24 protein-coding genes, 1 tRNA gene and 1 pseudogene are annotated in these 22,672 nt (G+C 54.5%); 22 read left to right on the top strand and 4 right to left on the bottom strand.

What is annotated here, in order from left to right; translation table 11 throughout:
- The first annotated feature begins 8 nt into the window (after positions 1-8).
- The 4 genes and pseudogenes from ERE07_RS06355 (at position 9) to ERE07_RS06340 (ending at position 1,923) form a co-directional block, all read left to right on the top strand.
- A complete protein-coding gene (locus ERE07_RS06355) occupies positions 9-791 on the top strand; it encodes an ABC transporter permease (protein ID WP_130007973.1) in 783 nt (260 codons plus the stop codon).
- Positions 792-910: 119 nt separating this feature from the next.
- Positions 911-985: transfer RNA gene (locus ERE07_RS06350), tRNA-Val, on the top strand.
- A 263-nt stretch (positions 986-1,248) separates the two neighbouring features.
- Complete coding sequence (locus ERE07_RS06345; protein ID WP_130007972.1) at positions 1,249-1,500, top strand: type II toxin-antitoxin system Phd/YefM family antitoxin; 252 nt, start codon at positions 1,249-1,251, stop codon at positions 1,498-1,500.
- Positions 1,500-1,923 (top strand): annotated as a pseudogene (locus tag ERE07_RS06340) (PIN domain-containing protein). Before ERE07_RS06345 ends, ERE07_RS06340 begins: the two are co-directional and overlap by 1 nt.
- Positions 1,924-2,259: 336 nt before the next feature.
- Here the strand turns inward: ERE07_RS06340 and ERE07_RS21625 are convergent.
- Positions 2,260-2,394 (bottom strand): alpha-hydroxy-acid oxidizing protein, encoded by a 135-nt coding sequence (locus ERE07_RS21625; protein ID WP_167670757.1) that lies wholly within the window; start codon positions 2,392-2,394, stop codon positions 2,260-2,262.
- Between the two features lie 175 nt (positions 2,395-2,569).
- On the opposite strand from ERE07_RS21625, the gene ERE07_RS06330 reads away from it, so the two are divergent.
- From ERE07_RS06330 to ERE07_RS06305, 6 genes are all read left to right on the top strand, one after another.
- Positions 2,570-3,817 (top strand): amino acid ABC transporter substrate-binding protein, encoded by a 1,248-nt coding sequence (locus ERE07_RS06330; protein ID WP_130007970.1) that lies wholly within the window; start codon positions 2,570-2,572, stop codon positions 3,815-3,817.
- A gap of 8 nt (positions 3,818-3,825) precedes the next feature.
- Complete coding sequence (locus tag ERE07_RS06325) at positions 3,826-4,698, top strand: branched-chain amino acid ABC transporter permease (RefSeq protein ID WP_130007969.1); 873 nt, start codon at positions 3,826-3,828, stop codon at positions 4,696-4,698.
- An 81-nt stretch (positions 4,699-4,779) separates the two neighbouring features.
- Complete coding sequence (locus tag ERE07_RS06320) at positions 4,780-5,715, top strand: branched-chain amino acid ABC transporter permease (RefSeq protein WP_130007968.1); 936 nt, start codon at positions 4,780-4,782, stop codon at positions 5,713-5,715.
- Entirely contained in the window at positions 5,708-6,439 is a 732-nt protein-coding gene (locus tag ERE07_RS06315) for an ABC transporter ATP-binding protein (protein ID WP_130007967.1), read from the top strand. The genes ERE07_RS06320 and ERE07_RS06315 overlap by 8 nt, the downstream gene beginning before the upstream one ends.
- A complete protein-coding gene (locus tag ERE07_RS06310; RefSeq protein ID WP_130007966.1) occupies positions 6,429-7,169 on the top strand; it encodes an ABC transporter ATP-binding protein in 741 nt (246 codons plus the stop codon). Before ERE07_RS06315 ends, ERE07_RS06310 begins: the two co-directional genes overlap by 11 nt.
- A 2-nt stretch (positions 7,170-7,171) precedes the next feature.
- The gene (locus ERE07_RS06305; RefSeq protein ID WP_130007965.1) at positions 7,172-8,053 is read left to right on the top strand and encodes an NAD(P)-dependent oxidoreductase; all 882 of its coding nucleotides are present in this window, start codon (positions 7,172-7,174) and stop codon (positions 8,051-8,053) included.
- Here ERE07_RS06305 and ERE07_RS06300 read toward each other — a convergent pair.
- Positions 7,997-8,476, bottom strand: a complete 480-nt coding sequence (locus ERE07_RS06300) for a LysR family transcriptional regulator (RefSeq protein ID WP_130007964.1) — start codon at positions 8,474-8,476, stop codon at positions 7,997-7,999. The genes ERE07_RS06305 and ERE07_RS06300 overlap by 57 nt on opposite strands.
- Positions 8,477-8,642: 166 nt before the next feature.
- Between ERE07_RS06300 and ERE07_RS06295 the strand changes: the two genes are divergently transcribed.
- From ERE07_RS06295 to ERE07_RS06245, 11 genes are all read left to right on the top strand, one after another.
- The gene (locus tag ERE07_RS06295; RefSeq protein ID WP_130007963.1) at positions 8,643-9,032 is read left to right on the top strand and encodes a DUF4148 domain-containing protein; all 390 of its coding nucleotides are present in this window, start codon (positions 8,643-8,645) and stop codon (positions 9,030-9,032) included.
- An 84-nt stretch (positions 9,033-9,116) separates the two neighbouring features.
- A complete protein-coding gene (locus ERE07_RS06290) occupies positions 9,117-9,740 on the top strand; it encodes a TetR/AcrR family transcriptional regulator (protein WP_245153501.1) in 624 nt (207 codons plus the stop codon).
- A gap of 47 nt (positions 9,741-9,787) precedes the next feature.
- Positions 9,788-10,999 carry an MFS transporter gene (locus ERE07_RS06285; RefSeq protein WP_130007962.1) on the top strand — a complete coding sequence of 404 codons (1,212 nt, stop codon included), beginning with the start codon at positions 9,788-9,790 and terminating at the stop codon, positions 10,997-10,999.
- Positions 11,000-11,210: 211 nt separating this feature from the next.
- Positions 11,211-12,269: a LacI family DNA-binding transcriptional regulator gene (locus tag ERE07_RS06280; protein WP_130007961.1), complete on the top strand. Its 1,059-nt coding sequence runs from the start codon at positions 11,211-11,213 to the stop codon at positions 12,267-12,269.
- 439 nt (positions 12,270-12,708) lie between these two features.
- The gene (locus ERE07_RS06275; RefSeq protein ID WP_130007960.1) at positions 12,709-13,635 is read left to right on the top strand and encodes a VOC family protein; all 927 of its coding nucleotides are present in this window, start codon (positions 12,709-12,711) and stop codon (positions 13,633-13,635) included.
- A gap of 46 nt (positions 13,636-13,681) precedes the next feature.
- Positions 13,682-15,532, top strand: coding sequence for an NAD(P)-dependent oxidoreductase (locus ERE07_RS06270; RefSeq protein ID WP_130007959.1), 1,851 nt, complete (start codon positions 13,682-13,684; stop codon positions 15,530-15,532).
- Between the two features lie 14 nt (positions 15,533-15,546).
- A complete protein-coding gene (gene eno / locus ERE07_RS06265) occupies positions 15,547-16,845 on the top strand; it encodes a phosphopyruvate hydratase (RefSeq protein ID WP_245153499.1) in 1,299 nt (432 codons plus the stop codon).
- A 50-nt stretch (positions 16,846-16,895) separates the two neighbouring features.
- The gene (locus ERE07_RS06260) at positions 16,896-17,819 is read left to right on the top strand and encodes a fumarylacetoacetate hydrolase family protein (protein ID WP_130007958.1); all 924 of its coding nucleotides are present in this window, start codon (positions 16,896-16,898) and stop codon (positions 17,817-17,819) included.
- Positions 17,820-17,831: 12 nt separating this feature from the next.
- Positions 17,832-18,146 (top strand): NIPSNAP family protein, encoded by a 315-nt coding sequence (locus ERE07_RS06255; RefSeq protein WP_130007957.1) that lies wholly within the window; start codon positions 17,832-17,834, stop codon positions 18,144-18,146.
- A gap of 11 nt (positions 18,147-18,157) precedes the next feature.
- The gene (locus ERE07_RS06250; RefSeq protein WP_167670753.1) at positions 18,158-18,541 is read left to right on the top strand and encodes a nuclear transport factor 2 family protein; all 384 of its coding nucleotides are present in this window, start codon (positions 18,158-18,160) and stop codon (positions 18,539-18,541) included.
- Between the two features lie 69 nt (positions 18,542-18,610).
- Complete coding sequence (locus ERE07_RS06245; protein ID WP_130007955.1) at positions 18,611-19,546, top strand: LysR family transcriptional regulator; 936 nt, start codon at positions 18,611-18,613, stop codon at positions 19,544-19,546.
- A gap of 510 nt (positions 19,547-20,056) precedes the next feature.
- Here ERE07_RS06245 and ERE07_RS06235 read toward each other — a convergent pair.
- Both ERE07_RS06235 and ERE07_RS06230 read right to left on the bottom strand, forming a co-directional pair.
- Complete coding sequence (locus ERE07_RS06235; protein ID WP_245153497.1) at positions 20,057-20,323, bottom strand: hypothetical protein; 267 nt, start codon at positions 20,321-20,323, stop codon at positions 20,057-20,059.
- Between the two features lie 16 nt (positions 20,324-20,339).
- Positions 20,340-20,834, bottom strand: a complete 495-nt coding sequence (locus ERE07_RS06230) for a CinA family protein (RefSeq protein ID WP_130007953.1) — start codon at positions 20,832-20,834, stop codon at positions 20,340-20,342.
- Positions 20,835-21,176: 342 nt separating this feature from the next.
- Here ERE07_RS06230 and pdxR point away from each other — a divergent pair, with 342 nt between their 5' ends.
- Positions 21,177-22,637: a MocR-like pyridoxine biosynthesis transcription factor PdxR gene (gene pdxR / locus ERE07_RS06225; RefSeq protein WP_167670751.1), complete on the top strand. Its 1,461-nt coding sequence runs from the start codon at positions 21,177-21,179 to the stop codon at positions 22,635-22,637.
- Positions 22,638-22,672: the final 35 nt, after the last annotated feature.

Below are 22,672 nucleotides of genomic sequence, written 5' to 3'. Positions count from 1 at the left end.
GAGGCGACATGAACATGCTCAAGCAGATAAGCATCACCAACCTGATAACAGGCGTCCTGTGCCTGATTCTGATTGCACCGATACTCATCGTTGTCGTCATGTCCTTTGGGAAGAGCAGCTACATGATCTTCCCACCGACTGCCTTTTCCACGCGCTGGTATGTCGAGTTCTTTTCGAGCCCGGAGTGGATGAACGCTTTGCTATCGAGCCTGATGATCGCCGTGCTATCCAGCCTGATTTCGACATCACTCGGGTTTCTTGGCGCCTATGCGCTGGTCAGAGGCAAGTTCGGCAACAAGAAGCTGATCATTTCATTCTGTCTTTTGCCCTTGATCATTCCTACCATTATCACTGCCGTAGCACTGTATTTTGCGTCCGTACCGCTGGACCTGGTGGGCTCGAGAATATGGATTTCCATTTGTCATGCCTCGCTGGCACTGCCCATCGTGCTGTTGATTCTGATCAGCTCGCTGCAAGGGATTGATGTGTCCATTGAACGCGCTGCCGAAGGTCTCGGGGCAAGCAAGACTTATACGTTTACACGTATTGTGATTCCCATGGCGGCACCGGGGATCATTTCGGCGGCCTTCTTCAGCTTTCTGACGTCTTTTGACGAGCTGATTATTTCTCTTTTCCTCTCTGGCCTGGAAAGCGAAACATTGCCGGTGAGGATATGGAACAGTCTGGTCATGAACATGGAACCCATCATCGCCGCCATCAGCGCGTTCCTGATCATCATCACGGTCTTGCTGCTGTTGCTGGAACTGGCGGGGCGGAAATTAAGGGCGTGACGGCTGAGGGCAGGCTTTGTCCTGCCGCCAGCCGCTTATCCGCCAGCGCTGGATGTTCAGGTTCAGGTTTGTGCTAAACTAGCGGCCTCAATTCTCCAGCACGATAGTATCGTTGCCTGGGGCGGTTAGCTCAGTGGTAGAGCACTGCCTTCACACGGCAGGGGTCACTGGTTCGAACCCAGTACCGCCCACCATTCACAACACGGCTTGGCCCAGACATGAATCTCTCGGCCTCGCTCGACATGCTCAACTACTAAATCTTGGATTCCTAAGATAGAATCGACTGGGGACATCGGCATTCCTTCCATTAAGCTCGTTCTTCGCAAAAACAAGTTTAATGAATGTCGCTGTCCCCCTTTAATGATGGAGAGCCGTCGGTGTCCCCTTTAATGAGGAAGAGCCCTTTCGATTGGTTTTGTAGTAACGTTCCTACTATTGCTGATGCTGGAGGCGCTCTATGACCATCACGACCCTATCTAGTCGAGAGTTGAATCAGGACGTGACGCGAGCAAAGAAGGCCACCAAGAGCGGCCCGGTGTTCATCACGGATCGCGGTAAACCTGCTCACGTGCTGTTAAGCTTCGATGACTATCAGCGGTTGACCAAGCAGCGACGCAACATTGCTGATGCGCTGGCGATGCCAGGTGTTGCAGACATCGAGTTTGAGCCACCGCGCGTGACCATTGGAGCCCGACCGGCTGATCTCTGATGATGTATGTGCTCGATACCAACGTCCTGTCCGAGCTGCGCAAGGTACGGCTTGGCAAAGCCGATGTGAATATGACGGCATGGACGGAAAGCGTCGATGCCGCCGACCTCTTCGTATCGGCGATCACCATCATGGAGTTGGAGCTTGGCGTTTTGTCGATTGAACGCAAGGACGCAACTCAGAGGGTCATGCTGCGCGCGTGGCTGGATCAGCACGTCTTACCCGAGTTCTCCGGACGCACGTTGCCTATCGATACCGCGGTGGCGCAGCGCTCGGCTGCATGTGCCTGACAAGCGCGGTGAGCGCGACGCGCTCATAGCGGCGACGGCATTGGTACACGGCATGGAGGTGGTCACGCGCAACGTGGCCGATTTCAAGCCTACGGGAGTGACCATCGTCAATCCGTGGGAGCCATTGCCATGACCTCCTACGGGTTCAATATTGCTCCAGAGGGCGGTACTCCAGCGGTACAGAACTTAGTTTTGCCCACCTTCTCCAAGCTGCCCTAAACTAGTGTCGCAGTTTATTTTTTTGTTCTGTAGCTTACGCTCACCTATGCTTGATTTTCCTAGGCGTAGCCCGTTGGCGACGAACTTATAATCCGTTGGTGCCGTGCTCGACTCACGGGGGGGCACCAGCGAATGCTTACTGCAAACACCAATTTACGCAAACAATCATAGAGCGTGGTAGGTATTTGCAGGCACTCATAAACAAACAAATTTCGGCTCTTGCTCCTACTGCGTCACTGATGCCTCTTAGCTAGCAGTATGCGAACACACTATATAAATATTTGGCATCCACATCGGTGAGTCGAGTCAACCCTAGCATTGCTGTATTACGGCGCAACTCCGTGGCAAACAAGTCCATAGCGTGCAATACGCCCTTTTCGTCCACTATCGCCGCTGCATAGTTGAAGGATCTGCCCAGGAAAAAACTAATCGCGTTCCATGTGCAAGAGCTTTGACTGCATCGGAACCACGGACCCGTTATTGTTAGGGTTTCACCCGATTGCACACGTGTGCATTAATTTGCATCATTGCTCCATCATGTTCATAAATGGGCGAAAATCATGACTACACGGCGAGAGCTTCTGAGTGCAGCAGCACTTTCACTTGTGGGCATTCCGGCAATAAGCCACGCGCAGAGCCCCAAGCCTATAAAAATTGGCTTTTCAATATCCCTTTCCGGAGCGTTGGCAGCCAGCGGCAAAGCGGCACTGCTGGCAACCCAGATTTGGAACGAAGAGATCAACGCGCAAGGTGGGTTGCTTGGGCGTCCCGTAAAGCTCGTGTATTACGATGATCAAAGCTCGTCTTCGGCGATACCGGGCATCTATGCCAAATTGCTGGATGTTGACAAGATAGATCTAGTGCTCTCTGGATACAGCACCGCACATGTCATCGCAGCGATGCCCTCCGTCATTCAGCGTAAGATGGCCTACATCGGATTGTTTGGTACCCAAGCCAACTCGCTGTTCAAATACAACCGCTACTTTTCGATGATGCCTTTGGGCCCCGAACCTGCACTGTCGCTATCGAAAGGCTTCGTGCAAGTTGCCACGACTTTGAACCCCGCTCCGAAGTCGATTGCCATTGTCGGTGCCGATGCAGAGTTTCCGAAGAAGGCCACTGACGGTATCAGGCAGAACCTGGAGGGCCACTCAATCAAAGTGGTGTACGACCGTTCATATCCGCCGTCGACTGTGGATTTCAGCCCGATAGCGCGGTCGATCAAGGCGGTGGAGCCCGACCTGATTTTCCTTGCTACCCTACCAGGAGATTCTGCAGGCCTCGTTCGCGCATTCCAAGAGGTAGGTGTACAGGCGATGATGGTCGGAGGCCCTGTGATTGGACCACAGGTAGGCCAGTTTAAGAAGCAAATGGGCCCAGCGCTGAACAACTTGGTGACGTGGGACGTATATGTACCAGAGAAAACGATGGACTTCCCAGGTGTTAGCGCGTTCCTGCGCAAATACCAGCAGCGTGCGGAGAAAGTAGGAGCTGATTCACTGGGTTTCTATGTGCCCCCGTTTGCTTATGCGCGCATGGAAGTGCTTGCGCAGGCCGTGGATAAGGCTGGGTCGCTCGATCAAGGTTTAATAGCGAACGTCCTGCGCTCGGCTGCGTTCAAGACAGTAGTCGGCGAGGTGCGGTTCGGTGATGGCGGCGAGTGGACGCAAGAACGTAGTTTGCTCGTCCAATATCGCAATGTGACGCCAAACAGTCTTGAGCAATTTAAGCATCCTGGCGTCCAAGTAATCCTTTATCCGCCACAGTTCAAGACGGGCGATGTTGTCACGCCCTACCTTGCCAGGTAGGGCACGCCATGATGATAGATCTCTTCGTCAATACGCTAATTTCCGGTTTACTGCTTGGAGGTTTCTATGCCCTCGCAACCCTTGGCCTAACACTCTCTTTTGGAATGTTGGATGTGGTCAACATAGCTCAGCCGGCTGTTATGGTCTGTGCCGCCATCTTGACCCAAGCTGCCGCAACACGTTTCGGGCTGGACCCCTTTCTGTGCGGGCTCTTTGTTCTGATAGGCTTCTTTTTTATTGGCAAGTACTTTTACCGGCAGTACTTCAAGGTTTTTGAGGTCAAGCGAAGCGGATCCATCGAGGCATTGGCTCTTTTCTTCGCTCTGCTGTTTTTGCTTGAGACGGGGCTGGCTATGATATTTGGGCCGGAACGTCGACAAATAAACACGGCATGGTACGTCTCTACAACTCTGCAAATCGGCCGATTCAGTTTGCCAATGCGGCTGTTGATTCCATTTGTGGCGGCTACCATACTGGGCGGAGGAATGATCGCGTTCTTGCGGCACACCTTCATTGGCAGGGCTGTTGCGGCTGTCGGTCAGGACAAGCTTGCCGTCAGATTCGTAGGAATTGACCCACTACGTATCCGCAGCTTCGCCTTCGGTCTAAGCTTGGCGCTCGGTGCATTTGCGGGCATCTGCTTGCTGCTCATTCAACCTGTAGACCCCTGGGCTGGCCACACTTATTTGGGCCGGATGTTCTCTATCTGCATCCTCGGCGGCTTGGCAAGTGTACGAGGGACGTGGGTCGCAGCAGTCGTCTTCGGGGTTCTCGAAAACTTCACCGCCACGTACGTAGGGCCAGAGTGGTCTCTATGTGTGGCCTTCGTACTACTTCTTGTGACGCTGGTAATTCGGCCGCAAGGTCTATTTGCACGCTAGGAGATAACAGTGCAGAACTCATTAGAATCCTATATTGCCTTGCGCACTCATCGGATCGCAGTCGCCAATCAAAGGGAATGGATGTTTAATGCCATGTTCGTGGCGGTTGGCGCGCTCCTGTTCGGCGCTCTGCATCTCGCCGGTTCAGAATATCTCTGGTTCGCTTCTTACACTGTCCTACAATACGTAGTGCTGGCGGTAGCTTGGAACATCTTGGGCGGTTACGCAGGCTATGTCAACTTCGGCACTGCGGGTCTTTTCGGCGCTGGCTGTTATGTCGCTGTGCTGCTACTTAAGCTGGGCGTCGGCAATCTCGCGATACTCATTGGCTGTGCGGCCATCGTCAGTGGCGTGCTTGGAATGTTGATCGGTTATCTGACGCTGCGTGTCAAGGGGGCGTACTTTTCGATCGCGACGTTGGCACTAGTAGTGTTGCTGGAGACGTTGATAACGAACTGGGACTACATCGGCGGCGCGCGAGGTGCCCTCGTTGTTCGGCCGGATCTCACCACGGGTTTTCTAAGCAGCTATACCGAGTATCTTTTTATGGCAATGCTGCTGATGGCCATCGCAGCTGTGTGGTTAGGACGCTTTATCGAAGAATCACGCGCGGGCGCGGGTTTGAAGGCATTGAAGGACGACGAACTGGCGGCGGAAGCTGCAGGTATTCCCACACTCAAGCTCAAATTATGGGCAGCCGTCGTGAGTGGCGCGCTCATGGGGGCGGCTGGTGCGCCGGCGGCCTACTTCCTGACGTTTGTTGAGCCGTCGTCGCTTTTCGGGCTGACCATGTCGGCCAACACGATGGCCATGGTGCTAATCGGCGGCATCGGTACCTGGGTTGGGCCGGTATTGGGTGCCATTTTCGTCGCCGTGATCCAGCAGATAGCAGTCGTTACTATATCGTCATCGTTTCACCTGCTGCTCGTTGCCATTCTAATGATAGTGTTCCTTGTAGCGGCACCCAACGGTTTGGCAGGGATACGTAAACAGTTGCGAAAGGCTCGCCATGACTGAGCCAATCAATCCACAACTCTCAGTCACAGGGCTTGTAAAGAAGTATGGAGGTTTCACCGCCCTAAACGGCGTTGGCCTTGAGCTTAATCCAGGTGAGCGACTTGGCATTATCGGCCCCAACGGCTCTGGCAAAAGCACGCTGGTAAATTGCATTACTGGTGTTACAGCCTCCAGTGCAGGGTGTATCCAGTTTCAGGGCTCGGACATCACACGCCTGCCGCCACACGAGCGCGCCCATCGCGGTTTGGTTCGCACTTTTCAGTTGCCCAGGCCTTTCTGGAGCCTGACGTTGCTCGACAACGTGTCCACGCCCCTTCTTCACCGACCGGGTGCCAATTCCGCTGAAGTAATCAGGGGGGTCGCCGCACGCGCTCTTTGTGATGTTGGGTTGGGCCGCAAGCTAGATGTCATGCCGGACAAGCTGACTCAGGTGGAACTGCGTAAATTGGAACTGGCCAAGGGCATCGCGACATCGCCCCATCTTCTCATCGCCGACGAGGCGATGGCTGGATTGTCTGGGTCAGAGGTGGACGAGATTCTCGATCTACTGCTGAAGTTCAACTCCAACGGCACATCGGTGATCATGATTGAACACATCATGCGAGCCGTTACGCGATTTTCGCAGCGGCTGATCGTCATAGTGGCTGGCGAAAAAATCGCGGACGGAGTGCCGGACAACGTTCTGGCACTTAGCAGCATAGAGAGGGCATATCTTGGACAATAAACACGCAAGTCTCACAGTCAAGGGTCTGTCCGCTGGATACGGTGCCATCCAGGTACTGAGCGAGGTGTCGCTCGACGCTGATTCCGGTCAAACGACACTATTGCTGGGCACCAATGGCAACGGTAAGTCGACAGTTATTCGTTGCATCATGGGCATGCTGCCGGCGAATAGGGGCACAATCACTGCGAACATCGACGGAAATGAAATCGATCTCCTGGGCCTCAGTACGCAGGAAATCGTGGAGCTGGGAATCGTGCTCGTGCCCGAGGGGCGTCGACTGTTCCCGCAGTCTACCGTGGAAGAAAATCTGCTGCTGGGGGCATTTCCACGCCACGCTCGAGCAGCACGATCAGCCAATCTGGAAGTTTGTTACTCAATCTTCGGCCGTCTTGCCGAGCGTCGGCGCCAAGTGGTGTCCACGATGAGCGGTGGCGAGCAGCAGATGGTGGCTTTGGGCCGCGCGCTGATGTCTTCGCCTCGCCTTCTGATCATAGATGAGCCATCCGTAGGATTAGCGCCGATCCTTGTGACTCGAACAATGGAGACTATTGCCAAGTTGAAGGCGTCACTCGGCTTGACCGTACTGATGGCGGAGCAAAGCTTTCACCAAGCGTCGCGAATCGCAGACGCAGGCTATGTGCTAGTACACGGCAAGATCGAATTAGAGGCTTGCACTCGTACGGCTCTGAACAACAGCGATTTAATCAGGCGTCTTTATTTCGGTGCATAAAAATGGAAACTAAACTTCATGTGGGATGGATAGGCTTGGGCAAGATGGGCACGCCTATGTGCAGACGCCTACTGAACAACAACATACCGGTTGCCGTTTATGATTTGCGTGCTACAGCAACCAAGGAGCTGGCAAAGCAAGGCGCGACGGAGTGTGGCAGCGTTGCAGCGCTGAGCCGAAAATGCGATCTAGTGTTCTCAATGGTGTCAGATGATGAAGCTCTTCTTAAGGTCGGATCCATGCTTGATCCGGCTGTCACCCTGGTCGACATGAGTACCGTATCGTTGAGCGCGTCGAGGCAGGTTGCTGCCGGACGCCAAGCAGACAGATATCTCCGCGCGCCAGTTTCTGGTAGTGTCAGCCTTGCCGAGTCTGGCACACTGACCATCTACTGTTCCGGGACGCAACGCGCGTTTGCCGCTGCGCAGTCTTATTTATGTCATCTTGGATCTCGTGTGATTTTCTGTGGTGAATCTGAAGAGGCGCGCGCCATCAAGCTCGCTATCAATATCATTGCGGGCTGTGTGCCCTTGTTAGTCGGCGAAGCCATTGCTCTGGCCACGCGATTGGGCGTTTCTCGCGAGATGATCGTCGATGCAATGGCTGAAAGCGCCGTGTCTTCGCCGCTGATACAGTACAAGGCCGACATGCTGAAGTCATTGGGATGGGCGGCCACATCGGCGAGCCTGGACACTGTAGCCAAGGATGCCGGCCTCGCAGTCCGAGAGGGTGCTGCAGTTGATTTGGCACTGCCTCTGAGTTCGATGGTCCGGCAGGTCAGCGCGTCGTTCCAGCAGGCCGGAATGGGACAGCTCGACTTTTTTGCACTATCGCAATGGGCTGATTCCGGACTGCCGTTGCATGACAGGATGCACAAGCCATAAAGAACAAGGCACCTGAACGCTTGAGTCGGGCTGCCCGCTCAGGCCGTATTTGTACTGAATTTCGGGATAGCGCAGCCCAAATTCCTGGATAGCCTGCGGCATATAAGTAAGGGCAAAGCTGGAGGGCATGGATATTCGCAACTTTCCTTTGGGTTGCTGGGCTGTCTCGGTCAGTTGTTCATGCGCGATGCGGGCTTCGGTGATAATGTGCTGGCAGCGCTCAAAGTAAACGGCGCCCGCTTCGGTAAGCTCAACTTTGCGGGTGCTCCGATGAAGCAGACGTATGCCGATATGCTGTTCCAACTGACTGATTCGGCGCGAAAGCGTAGACGCGGGCATGTCCAGCGCCGAGGCGGCACGCGTAAAGCTGCGGCTCTCGACAACCTCTATAAAGAGCGCGATATCGTTGAGGGATGGCTCCATATTTGTTCTGCTAATGATACTAACAGCGATGAATTCTCCATCAAGCAACAAGTGGTTATTACTGCTGAGTATGGAATTATGAATTCGTTCTTCCCATATTTATCTGTTCGCTAGCTTGTCACATACTGAACCCGTCAAAACAAAGTCTTGATCCGGAGCACAGCAAATGCCCGGCTTATTTTTCTACGAGGTTCGTACCGTGAAAGTTATTACTATCGCAGCTTTACTTGCTTTTTCCACTGTTGCTGGCGTTGCGAACGCCGCTGCGGATATTCCTAAAACCCGCACCCAGGTTGTGGCTGAACTGCAGGAGGCCCAGGCCAAAGGCCTGGTGACCATCGGCGAACAACCCTATCCTGTAGAGGTAGCATCGTCCAGCAAAAGCCGTGCGGAAGTGTTGGCGGAACTGCAAGAAGCCAAAACCACTGGCCTTATAACACTGGGCGAGGACTCCGAGTACCCCGTCATTGTTCACAGTTCAGACAAGACACGCACTCAGGTGCAGAGAGAGTTGGATGACTACGTGTCTAGTCATTCCACCTTTGTTGAGCCTTGATATTGTTCGCGACAGCTTTTTTCAAGCTGTCGCCATCGGTGATAATATAGGGAAATTATATTTCCATATTTACATGCAGAAGCAATGATTGTTCTACACTCGCCCAGCTCAACCTTTCCCCGCAGCCGTGGGCGTCCTCGAGAGTTCGACATGGCCGAGGCGCTGGACAAGGCTGTCCTGATGTTTTGTGAGCGTGGCTATCACGCAACCTCCATCGCCGAATTGACAGAAGCGATGGAGCTGGCTTCGGGTAGCGTGTACAAGGCGTTCAAGAATAAGCGGGGGGTATTCCTGGCAGCATTCGACCGCTACAAGAGCGTACGAGATGCTCGCCTGCGCGATTCAATCGATCGGGGGCGAAATGGTTACGAGCGGGTGCGCAATTTCCTCGATTTCTATGCCGCGTCGTCTTACGGGATACAAGGTCAGTTGGGATGTATGGTGGTAGGCGGCGCGGCTGAGCTGGCTACGTTCGACGACGAGATTGCTCAGAGGGTTACGGCCTCAATAAAACGAAGCGAACTCATGCTGGGCGAACTGATCCGGCAAGGACAATCCGATGGCTCGATTCCCGCCGCCCTCGATCATCGGGCAACGGCGCGTCTGATGCTATGCATATTCCAAGGCATGCGTGTGATCGGGAAGACTGGGCGCAGCAAAAAAGAGATGCTGGCGGTGTCCGAAGCTGCGTTGAAATTGCTGATTTAATTTTTTTACCTATTTAGGACATGAACGTTCTCTTATACAAGGATTCTATGAGCTCTCCACTTTCAATGGTCAATGCGAGGCCTGAAACCCAGACATTCTCGCGATGGTTGGTCTTGCTACAAGCCGTCGCCTGTGGCCTGATAGCTGCAAACATCTACTACGCCCAGCCATTGGCCGGGCTAATCAGCGTTGAACTCGGGCTGTCTGCCGGAGCAACTGGACTGATCGTAACGCTGACGCAGATCGGCTACGGCATGGGTTTGCTACTGATAGTGCCTTTGGGTGACTTGATCGAGAACCGCTTGTTGACACTCGTGCTGCTGGGCGTTTCGGCGCTAGCATTGTTGGGTGCAGGGCTTTCCACGAGTCCCTTACCTTTTCTGCTGTCGTCGCTGGGTATTGGCGTCGGAGCTGTTGCGGTGCAGGTGTTGGTGCCCTATGCGGCACACATGGCGCCGGAGGTAATGCGCGGACGCGTGGTTGGTAATGTGATGAGCGGCCTAATGCTGGGCATCATGCTGGCTCGTCCGGTATCGAGCTTCCTTACGGAAATTTTCTCGTGGCATTCGGTTTTCTTCGCATCTGCTGCGACGATGGCACTGTTGGCAGGCGCACTGGCTTTGAAATTGCCCACGCGTGTACCAAGAGGGCAATTGCATTATGGTCAACTGCTGGCATCTATGGGACGACTTGCTCGCCACACTCCCATTTTGCGCCGCCGCGCTCTCTATCATGCTGCACTATTCGCGGCTTTCAGCCTGTTCTGGACCACTACGCCGCTGTTGCTGGCGGGGCCAATATTCGAACTCTCTCAAAGCGGCATCGCCCTATTTGCGCTGGCCGGGGTGGCGGGCGCCATAGCCGCGCCCATCGCTGGGCGCGTGGCGGATCTAGGTTGGACACGCCCTGCCACAGCACTGGCTATGCTAGCGGTAGCGGCGGGCTTTCTGTTAACCCACATCGCCACGCCGGGATCAACATGGTCACTGATATTGCTGGTACTGGCTGCCGTGGTGCTCGACTTTGGCGTGGCGGCGAATATGGCATTAGGGCAGCGCGAAATCTTCGGGCTGGGGGCGGAGTTTCGCGCGCGCTTAAACGGGCTGTATATGACTACCTTCTTTATCGGTGGGGCAATCGGTTCCGCTTTGGGCGGGTGGGCCTACGCTCAGAACGGATGGCCGCTGGCATCGTGGATCGGAGTCGCGCTGCCAGTGCTAGCCCTGGTCTACTGGTCGAGCGAGCGAACGTCGATATAATGCACACGTATGCGCTACTGAACGCTGGAACGGTGGGTACACAGGAATCGTGTATGCGATGAGAATGATCGTTAGTTAAATTAGCGAGTTTCTCCAGTGTAGAATGCCTCATTGACACGATTGCTAATGATTGGTCGTTAGCAACCACTGTGGCGCTGACCTGCCCAGAGGTGCGCGAAATTTAACGTACTCAAGTGAAGGGGATGTCACCATGGATGCCAACGATACACCCGGAGCGAGGCTCCCGCTGCGGGGAGAAGCAGGGGTCACGATACGAGATGTGGCGAAAGCGCTGAATATCTCTCATACGACGGTCTCGCGCGCGTTGGCTGATAATCCAAAGATTAGCGAGAAGACCAAGTCGCGCGTTCGCGCGATGGTAGAGCAGATGGGATATTTGCCATCTGCCTCAGCGAGAATGATGCGTGGCCGGCGCAGCTCTCTTGTGGGCCTCATTATTCCTGATGTGCAAAATGACTTTTATGCGACCGTTGCGAAAATCGTAGCGGATTCTCTGGCGTTGCATTCGATGCAGCTTTTACTGTCGGTCACTGACGATGACCCGGAGCGTGAATTGCGCGAACTACGAGCAATTCTCGAGACGCGACCGGCAGGAATTATCATTGTTCCGACTGCCTCGCCGCGTCCGGAAACCTGCGCGCTATTGCAGAACGTCGAAACAGTTCAGCTCGTGCGAGTGCACACGGATCTTGTCGGAAATGCGGTGGTTATCGACGATCGCGGAGGCATTAGGAGCGCGACCCGACACCTTATCGCGAGTGGTCATAAACGCCTTGCATTCGTGGGCGGGGACGAGACGCTCAGCACCGGACGAGAGCGGCTTGGCGGATTCCAGGATGCGCTTAACGAGCACCGCTTGAAGGCGACGAATATAGCGCTTGGATTGCCGCGCCCGGAGTTTGCACGGTACGCGGTTACCGCCATGATGTCGGCAAAGAATCGTCCGACAGGAATCATTCTTGGCAGCGCTGAATTGACGCTGGGCGCCTTACAGGCGCTAAGAGCGTTGAAACTCGAATGGCCACTGGACGTATCCGTCGTTGGATATCATGATCCCCCGTGGTTCGAACTCGCTGAGGAGGGCATCACAACAGTGCAGCTGCCCGTAAAAGACATTGCCACCACAGCAACGACAGTCCTTCTCTCACGTCTCGAAACTCGTCATGCGACTATCCCACCAAGCGCTTCGGCCGGTACGCTTCAGTTCGAAACATCGTTGGTGCTTCGTGGGTCCACCAGGCCTTTGTAATAGATCTGCTATGTAAGTAGCGCGTCGAGATAGATAACTATTCAATGAGCAGCATCTGGTGCCGTCCAACTCAGCGTGACTGATGGCTGATGCGGCCCCGCCGGCAGCTGCCCGATCCTTCCGCAGGCGCACTAGATAGTGCGTCCGCGGGTTCAATCCCTGACAAGTTCCCCGCCAGCTGAAAACATTCAACGTCAATTGCTGCCGATTTTGGAAATATCCGGGTAAACCATAACGCACACGTGTGCCCAAATTGGTCTACACTGGCGTCAAGCATGAGAAGTAAACCTTGTTGCTGATGAACGGACAAGCCTGCCAGACGCGCCCCACGCTCTTGGCTGCTGCTTGAGCCATGTCGAATGCGCGTCTTATGAGGCCTAGTCGCGTACCACTGAGCGCAATGTTTTGATCTAGTTAATTCAGGTATGTGGGAGACATCATGATTAAATCAATCAGCTACGCAATATACCGGCATCGTGATCTCGATGCCGTGCGGACCTTTTTCGAGGACTTCGGTTTGACTGTCGCTGAAGAAACGTCCGATCGAATTTTCTTTCGAGGATGTGGTGATGCACCGTATCTCTATATTGCTGAGCGTGGAGAAGAGGCGGCTTTCGTTGGAATGGCATTCGAGGTGGATTCGCAGGAAAGTCTGCAAGCGTTGTCTGTGCGTTTGGATGCTCCGATCGAGGAGCTTCATTATCCCGGTGGCGGGAAAAGGGTGACGACGACGGATCCGGATGGCCGGAGAGTCGAGCTTGTTTATGGCATGGCACGTAGCGCGCCGATAGCGGTGAGTCGCCCCGCAGTCGCTTGGAATTCATGGGGAGAGCGTCGGCGCCTTGGAAGATTTCCGATTTTTGATCTGCGGCCTGCCGAAGTGGTGGGGCTCAAACACGTGGTGATGAGTTCTCCAAATCCGCCAGCCATTATTAAATGGTTTACAGAGAACCTGGGGGCATATTCCTCGGATTTGATCTGTGACGAGAACAAAACAGTGATTGGCGCGTTCATGCGGTTCCCGCAAGGCGCTGAATATGTTGATCATCACAACGTTGCAGTTTTCCTGGGTCCGACAAATGGTGCACACCACGCCTGCTTTGAGACAATTGATCTGGATGCCATCGGCGTAGGCCGCCGATACTTGATGTCAAAAGGCTACAAGGCGTCTTGGGGTATTGTGCGTCACGCACTCGGCGGGGCAATTTCCGATTATTGGTACGACCCCTCAGGTTTTCGCGTCGAGCATGTAACCGATGGAGATCTGCTCAATGACACATACCCAACGAAAGTGAACCCCCATAACCAAGAATCCCTTGAGCAATGGTCCACTATGGCAATGCCGGAAGACTTCCTGCGCTCATGAATATTGCGAGGCTGCTAGCCAGCTCTCCTCTAATTGACTCTGAAACATGATGAAAGTGCTTATCACAGATTATGCATGGCCCGACTTGAAGATCGAGACCGGCATGCTTGAAACGGTCGGTTTTGAGTTCGTTGCGGGTCCCGCCGTTCCCGGGAGCGAGGCGGAAGTAGAGCGCCTGGTGGCTGAGCATGATCCTGATGCCATTCTGACCTGTTGGGCTCCCGTGTCCGCAACAGCTATTACGTCTGCGACTAAGCTCAGGATCGTCGCCCGCCTGGGTGTAGGGCTCGACAACATTGACATTGGCGCAGCAACTGCCGTCGGCGCCTGGGTCACCAATGTACCGGACTATTGTGTTGAAGAAGTTTCAGACCATGCGCTTGCGCTGTTGCTGAATCATTTCAGGGCAATCTCCGGGTATAACGGCGACGTCAAGAGAGGACGATGGGCGCCAGGCACCCGCCCTTTAAAACGTATTGCCGAATTGAGCGTTGGCATTATTGGGTACGGGCGAATTGGCCGTGCAACCGCTCGCAAGCTGGCCGCCTTCGGATGCACGGTGATGGCGACCAACGGCGTTCAACCACTGGCCCCGAATGCAAAGGTACAGGTGTCCACCATCGAAGATATCCAGGAAAGAGCGGATGTCATTATTCTGCACGCGCCGCTCAACGAAGAAACGCATCATCTTGTAGATGAGGATTTCATATCCGCCTGCAAACGTAAGCCGTTACTCATCAATGTCAGTCGTGGAGGGCTTGTCTGCAACGAAGCCCTTTTGAACGCGCTCGCTGACGGCCGGCTGTGTGGCGCTGCGCTGGACGTTGTCGATGGAGAACCTAGTCCGCCTGCCAGTATTCTAGGGCATGCACATGTCACGGCAACTCCCCATGTGGCTTTTCTCTCAACGACCTCGGTCACCGAATTGCGGATCAAGGCGTGCGAAGAAGTGGTACGGGTTCTAGAAGGAAAAGATCCCATCAATGCGTGCAACCGACTTCAGAATGGTCAAACGCTACCGGGTGGCGTGGCGAGCGATATTCATGTAATTCAGACTGTTCAAGGTTCGATCGTACTCAAGAGAGCTCTGGATCAACTGAAAGTCGCTGCAGACTGGCGATCGGATCCGGCACGGTCCTTGACGGAAGTTGCGGCGCTGAACGCCGCAGCTGAATTGCTGGGAGCCGAGGCGGTACCGCGAGTCTTGTGGAGCGATCGTATTCGCAACCAGTTCGCGATGGAGCGCATCTCGCCTATCCAGACAAATTGGAAACAAGAGCTTCTTGCAGGCACCGTCAATCTCGCGACGGCCCGAAGGGTGGGCGAGCTGCTAGGAATGCTGCATAAACGCTCATCCAGGAGTCAAGTGCTTGCTGAACGCTTCGCCGATCAGACATTTTTTCGAGAGTTGCGTGTTGAGCCGTATTTCGAGCGCGTCGCGCAGCGCAACCCCGAATATCGCGATGCGGTTGCTGCCGTCATCGAAGGCATGCGAACCCGGCGACAGGCGCTCGTTCACGGTGATTACAGTCCGAAGAATCTCCTGGTCGATAACACGAACGTAACGGTAGTCGACTGGGAGGTCGCGCATTGGGGTGACCCTCGTTTCGACTTGGCCTTTGTGCTTGCGCACCTGATGCTCAAGGCGCATCGTCGGAATGCCATGGTGGATGAGCTGTTGCTTGCTGAGCGATCGGTCGTGGAAGGCTATCGCTTAGAAGGCCTGGCCATCTTTGATGCCCACTTGCTGCCACTGGTTGGATGTCTGCTGCTGGCGAGACTCGATAGCGACTCTCCTGTTGAGTATGTTTCCGAGCTGGATACAGTTGGTATACGGCGCATTGCAAAGACACTGCTGAGCGGCGACATGAAGTTCGCAGATCGGTGGTTTAACTAATCGGTGGATATGACGTGACACATTTTTCTTTGAACTCAGCTCGCTCTGCCGATATCCTGCATGTGCGTGGTCGTCAGATTCTTGACTCTCGCGGTCGTCCGACGGTCGAGGTTGACGTAGAACTCAGAGACGGCTCGTATGGACGAGCCTGTGCACCATCAGGTGCGTCCACTGGGCGGCATGAGGCTCTCGAACTGCGCGATGGTGACGACACACACCATCAAGGTCGCGGCGTATCCAAAGCCGTTGGCAATATTAACGGTGAGATTGCAGAGCTTCTCAAGGGGCGGTGCTCGACGTCGCAGAAAGAGCTGGATGATGCACTCCGAGCCCTTGACGGCTCGGAAAACCTTTCACGGCTCGGAGCGAACGCGATCATTGCTACGTCGCTCGCGATCTGTCGGGCAGCCTCAATACATGAGCGGTTGCCGCTGCATCGTTACATTGCGCAGTTGATCGGCACGACACGGATCTCGATGCCAATGCCCATGGCCAATATTCTCAGCGGAGGCGCGCATGCCCGCCGAAGCATGGACTTTCAGGATTTTCTGGCTGTTCCTGTTGGCGCCAAGAACTATGCTGACGCGCTAAACATGCTTACCAATGTGCGCGCGGCGGCAAGCGAACTGTTAGCCGAAGACGGTATCACAACCTTGCTGGCGGACGAGGGGGGGCTCAGTCCTGGCTATTCGTCCGCTGAACAGGCGTTTCAGCTAATGATGCGCGCATTTGAACGAGCAAAGCTGCGTCCAGGTCACGACATTGCCATCGCGGTTGACGTCGCTGCAAGCGAGTTCTACCACGAAGGGAAATATCAGTTGCTGGGAGAGCGGCGCACACTCGATGGCGAAGAGATGGTGGACTTCCTTGGAGACTTCATACGTCGATATCCGTTGATTTCGATTGAAGATGCATTTGATCAAGATGACTGGTCTTCGTGGGCAGCGTTCACGAAACGCTTTCCCAATGTGCAGATCGTCGGAGACGACTTGTTCGTAACCAACCCCGAGCGTATCTCGCATGGCATCAATGTGAGGGCGGCCAACGCCGCACTGATCAAGGTGAATCAGAACGGCACGCTATCCGGTACCTTCAAAGCGATGAAGCGTGCTCAAGTGGGCGGCTATGCGACCGTCGTGTCCGCGCGATCGGGGGAGACGGAGGATTCGTTTATCGCAGACTTGGCAGTGGGATCGAATGCAGGTCAGATCAAGATCGGCTCCGTTCGCAACTCCGAACGCTTAGGAAAATACAACCAGCTGACACGAATTTCGGAACACGACGACCTGCAACTGGCGTGTCCATTTCTTTAGCGTGTCGCCCTATGACTGGTCGCCTTCGCTACTACGGAACCTGATGACTTATGACTACTCCATACACACTTGCCACTTTCCGCTATCAGAACAGGCCTACTCCTGTGATCGAGGTTAATCGACACTACTGGCCAATCTCAGCTGTAGCGCCGGATTTGCTCCCTCCGGATTCCGCTCGTGGTCTGATGCATCTCTTTGACGACTGGGAGCAGTCCAGCAAGCATCTCACCAGCCTCGCTTCACGTCTTTCGTCTGGGAGCGTGGCCGGCGAGATTTCTGCGCCGCCATCCGCCGACGACATTCTTGCGCCGCTGCTATATCCGAACAAACTGATCATGATGGGTGCCAACTATCTGGATCATATGCAACAGGATGCAGGTGTTGAAGATTTCGAGAAGGCTTCAAAGATCCCCTGTCTGTTCATGAAGCCGCCGACCACAGCGATTGTGGGTAGCGGCGCTTCGGTACTCTATCCAGTGCAAACGAAACAGTTCGATTGGGAACTGGAACTTGCCGCTGTCATTGGCAAGCGAGCGACCCGACTCACTATCGAGAACGCAATGTCGTGCATTGCGGGCTACACGATCGGCATCGACTTATCTGCGCGCGACTGGCAGTTTCATGAAAAACACCTGGTCAAATTTGACCTGTTCGGCGGGAAAGCCTTTGACTCAAGCAACCCACTCGGTCCGTGCATTGTCCCTGCAGATCAAGTCAATGCTGAAGATCTGGAAATGACACTTAAGGTGAATGGAGAGGTGAAGCAACATGCGCGGACTAGTCTGATGATCTGGAACATTGCGGAGCAACTCGTTGCCATCACCGAGCACGTGACGCTCGAGCCCGGCGACATCATCATGACTGGTACACCAAGTGGTGTCGGCCTGGCGACGGGACAGTATCTGAAGCCTGGCGATCGATTGGACGCCGAAATCGAAGGGATTGGCCATCTGGCCATCCAGGTGCGGGACTAAAAGGAGATGACAATGATTGTTGAACTACGAACTTACACCATAAAGCCAGGCGGAGTGCCTGCCTATCTGGATGTCTACATGCGGGAAGCGATGGAGGTACAGAAGAAACATCTTCCGCATATGGTTGGATACTTTTCGACTGACATCGGTCCTCTTAACCAGATTGTGCATATGTGGGGTTATGCCGACCTGAACGAGCGTGCACGCTGTCGCGATGCGCTGTATGCGGACCCAGCTTGGCAAGTGGCTGTAAAGAAACTTCTTGAACTGATCGATGTCATGGAAACCAAGATTCTCGTGCCGACCATTTTCTCGCCAATTAAATGATGGAGTTGGATATGAGCTCACTACAACCGGCCAACCTGAAAGCCCTGGAGGATGAGCGGTGCCGGGCGATGATTAGAGCCGATATGGCTGTGCTTGATCGACTGTTCAGCGACAAGCTGGTTTGGACGCACTCGTCGGGTCACGTAGACAGTAAACAGGAACTGCTGGCCAGAATTGAAGGTGGTACTTCGCAGTACCTCTGTATTTGTCGCGAAGACGAGAAGTATGTCATCTCGGCCGATGCCGCAGTCGCGTCGGGGATTGTCAATCAACAGGTCCGTCTAGGCGGGATCGAACATTCGCTTCAGAGTCGATATACGAATGTCTGGATTCGTGAAGGGGCAGTTTGGCGTGTTGTGGCGTGGCAGTCGACCAAAGCATCTACCGACGCCTGAAGACTAACTGACCGTTCTCCTGAGAATTGCAGTACGCGGATCTTGGTTGCTATCACAACAGGAATAAGTATGGAGCCATCTCTCAATGATATCGCGCTCTTTGTCGAGGTTGCCAAGAGCCGGAACTTTACGCGCGCCGCCTCGGCGCTGGACATGCCCGCGTCTACGCTTTCGCGTCGAATCAGCCAGTTGGAACAGCATATCGGCATACGTCTGCTTCATCGGAGCACCCGCAAGGTTGAGCTTACCGAAGCGGGCGCCGTTTACTTTGAGCGCTGCCAGCACATTGTCACCGAAGCCCGCATCGCGCATGAACAACTGACCGAGACAGCCCAGCAACCCAAAGGAAAGTTGCGAATATCCATGCCTTCCAGCTTTGCCCTTACTTATATGCCGCAGGCTATCCAGGAATTTGGGCTGCGGTATCCCGAAATTCGGTGTGAGTACGACCTGGGCATCCAGGCCATCGATCTGCTGGCCGATCCTTTCGATGTTGTCATCCGTCTGGGCAAGCAGCCTGACTCAAGCGTGGTCTCGCGCCTGCTTACTTATGCGCGGCTTGGTTTGTATGCATCTACTGATTATTTGGACAGGCACGGGACGCCACTGTGTCCAGCGGACCTAGCCCAACACGAATGCCTGCGTTCCTCTGCTGATAAGGAGGGCTCTGTTTGGCATCTGAGAGCGGGGTCGCGTGAAGAGGTGGTGACGGTCTCCAGTCAAGTTGTCGTAAACAATGTGGCCATGCTGAGCCGTTTGGCAACACTGGGTGTCGGTATCGTAACGCTTTCAACTCACGCGCTAGCGCGCGCGGACGATGAGAAATGCCTGGTCCGCATTCTGCCCGATTGGGAATTCGAGTCCATTCCTCTGATCGCGATGTTCCCGTCGCGTCTGATGCCGACCAAAACCCGTGTCTTCCTTGATTTCTTGGTGGACAAGCTGGCACACGGCAAACCTCCAGGCTTATCTCGGCGTTCTGCATCGCTGGCACTTAGTGGTTAAGTGACCGAGCCAGGTACTCCTTGGAACCGTCTTCGTACCGGTTGTGGCATGCTCGCATAGCTCCTTTAGTATTTGGACGAACTTCTCCTCTGCATCCATCGGTGTATCGCGAACGCGACGTATCTCGGCCATTTTTGCGCCGACAGGCGTCGCCAGCGATGGAAGGATCCAGTTGATGGCTGCCAATGCTTGCACCAACTGATCGGTGGTCGCCTGCCTGATGGCGATGATAATGTTGTGACGCTCATAGCGCTGCGTGATGGGTAAATGTGATGCGTGTGGAAATGAATATGACAAAGCATTCCAACTAACTATATCGGAGAGAACTTATACATTTGACAGTTTTGAATGTGCTATCCGAATGGTTGCACCGCAATGTGCACATTGCGGTGTGCCAATAATTGGCCATGGACTGGAGAATAGCGGGCAGATGTTCTGTTGCGCTCATTGCGCGGCGCGAGCGGGGGTGACCGAACTGCGTGACCGTTCAGGGTAGCGAAAATCACCGTTTCAGGCTGGCCCATCTATGCCCGGCGACTGTTGAGGATCAAGTCCAGGCATGGGGTTGGGAATGCTATCAGGAGGGTAAGGTTTCGACGGATCGCGTTCACGTTGGGATTTCTCGTCATCGTTCTCCGTAGGTGTATCGGGTGCGCGTTTATCTGGCTGAGTACTCACCGATGTGCTGCGGGCGGTCATCAACTTCTTGGATGATCTATCGCCGATGTTGATAGATAACTTGCTTGAAGATTGGGGTGAGTATAGAAAATTTTGCATAAATATCTCCTTAACTTTATCTCGCACGAGGATTTTCCTTGTGCAAACGAATCAGTTGCTGCAGCGCAAAATCGGCACTGGCTTCGCGAATTTCATTTCTTGTGCCTTCAAATTTTTTGGTTTTTGAGAAGACCAATAAAGCTGCGCCGGACTTCTTGAATACCCAAGCAAAGCATTGTGTGCCTTCCGGAGGCCCATCAGGCATCGGCTCGGTCGTTCCTGTGTTGGCGATGGCGACATTTGCTCTGCTATGGGCAAGGGCTCCAATTGCCATTTCTGTGGAAACCTCTTCGCTTGTCAGGCCAAATGTCTTTATGGTGTCGGCATTTACGTCTAAACAGCTTAGCTTGGCTGAAGGTGAATAGGTGACAAATGCGCAATCGAGTATTTCTCCCGCCCCATGTGCATCTACTAGTCGCGCAGCAATAAGGCCGGCAGTGCAAGACTCGGCAGTAACCAGAAGAAGGTTATGTTCGCGCATATATCGGGCGATGGATTCAATCTTGTTCATATTTGCTACCGGCCTCGTCTTTCGACTCTGACGTATGCCGATAGCAAGGCATGTGCCTGCTGGCTGGAGGGGTTAGCGTTGATACCTATCGCACCATCATGTGGCGTCTCGCACGTATAGGCGGCTTTTTTTTTCAATCTGATATGGGGCGGGGCTGAGGCGGCCGTCCTCGTCGAATATTTACCCCGAAGCACGCGAACCGTGACCGCCACGCTGCGGCTCAAAATACCTCAAACTATTGACCGCCCTGAACCACTTAAGCGCCAAGCAAGGGGCTTGAGTATCCGCTCACATTCCCGCAATATAAAGTAAATAATGAAAATTACCGGAAGAGGGGGAATCATGCAACTACCGTTGTGTCTGGACATGAGCCGTCGCCGGAACTTGCAACGCCAATTGTTCGAGCAGATCCGGGAATTGATTATCGACGGCCGTCTGAAGCCAGGCGTGCAGTTGCCGGCCAGTCGTGTGCTGGCGCAGGATCTAGGCGTATCACGTAATACTGTGATCCAAGCTTATGGTGTCCTCGTGGCAGAGGGTTATCTCGAAATGCGGCCGCCAGTCGGCACATTTGTTGCGGCGATTGCGCTGCCGCATGCTGCGTCGCCACATCAGGAAGCGATGCCTCTGCCACCGCCGTCGCCACCTCGTCTGCTCCTTCACTATAAAGGAAAGCCGCATGTGGTGATGTCTCCATATCCTCAGCCCGTGGCGTTTGATTTTTGGGTGGGGCGACCTGATGCGCGCCTGTTTCCTATTTTGAATTGGGCACGCAGCATAAAGAAACGATTGCGCTATCTGCAAGATGGTAATAGCGGCTATGGGGACCCTGCCGGTCTGTGGGACTTGCGCAAGGCGATTGCTGATTATGTCGGTGTGGCGCGCGGCGTGCAGGCCGAGCCCTGTGATGTGCTGGTTGTGAACGGCATCCAGGAGGGGCTAAGCCTGATGGCCCAATTGTTTATCGGAGAAGGCACCGGTGTCGTGGTAGAGAACCCCTGTTATATGGGGGCGGCCAACGTTTTTGCCAGCCGTGGCGCGCGTCTGCTGCCGGTGTCGGTGGATACCCATGGCCTATGCGTGGACGAATTGCCCGAATCCGCGACGCTGGCCTATTTGACCCCGTCGCACCAATATCCGACGGGCGCCACGCTGTCCATGGCGCGCCGCGAACGACTGCTCGAATGGGCACAGTCCTGTAATACCTACATCCTTGAAGACGACTACGACAGTGACTTTTACTACGACCAAGCGCCGCTGCCGGCGCTCAAGAGTCAGGATGAAAGTGGTCATGTAATCTACATGGGGACCTTTTCCAAGAGTCTTGGCGCAGGGCTGCGGATCGGATATCTGGTTCTGCCCCGGCACTTGTTCGAGCATGTGCTGACCGCGAAATGCCTGTTGAACAATAGCACTGTCTGGTTGATTCAGGCGCTACTGGCCGATTTTCTGGCTACGGGCGCGTATCGGCAGCATTTGCATCAGATTCGCATGTTATATGCCGCTCGGCGCAGCCTTCTGGCCTGTACGCTCTTGCAAGAGATCGGCGGAGAGGTAACGGGCATACAAAGCGGTATGCATCTGGTATGGCATGTACCGCCTTCTTTGCCTGAAGCCAGCGAGCTGGAACAGCTGGCCCGTGCCCAGTCTGTGGGCGTATATAGCTTCCCCACAGGGAACGCGCAGGTGTTTGGCCGTTCGGCGGAACGCCGTTATGCCCGCGCATTAATGATGGGATACGCCGCCTTGCAGGAGTCTGAAATACAGGAGGGCGTGAGGCGTCTGTCGCGGCTGGTCGGTTGACATCCGCGCGCCGGCGGCGCCCATGGACCCATCAA

Origin of the sequence: Allopusillimonas ginsengisoli (assembly GCF_004153455.1) — a bacterium.
GTDB classification, from domain to species: domain Bacteria; phylum Pseudomonadota; class Gammaproteobacteria; order Burkholderiales; family Burkholderiaceae_B; genus Allopusillimonas; species Allopusillimonas ginsengisoli.
This window is presented reverse-complemented; position numbering and strand designations above follow the sequence as displayed.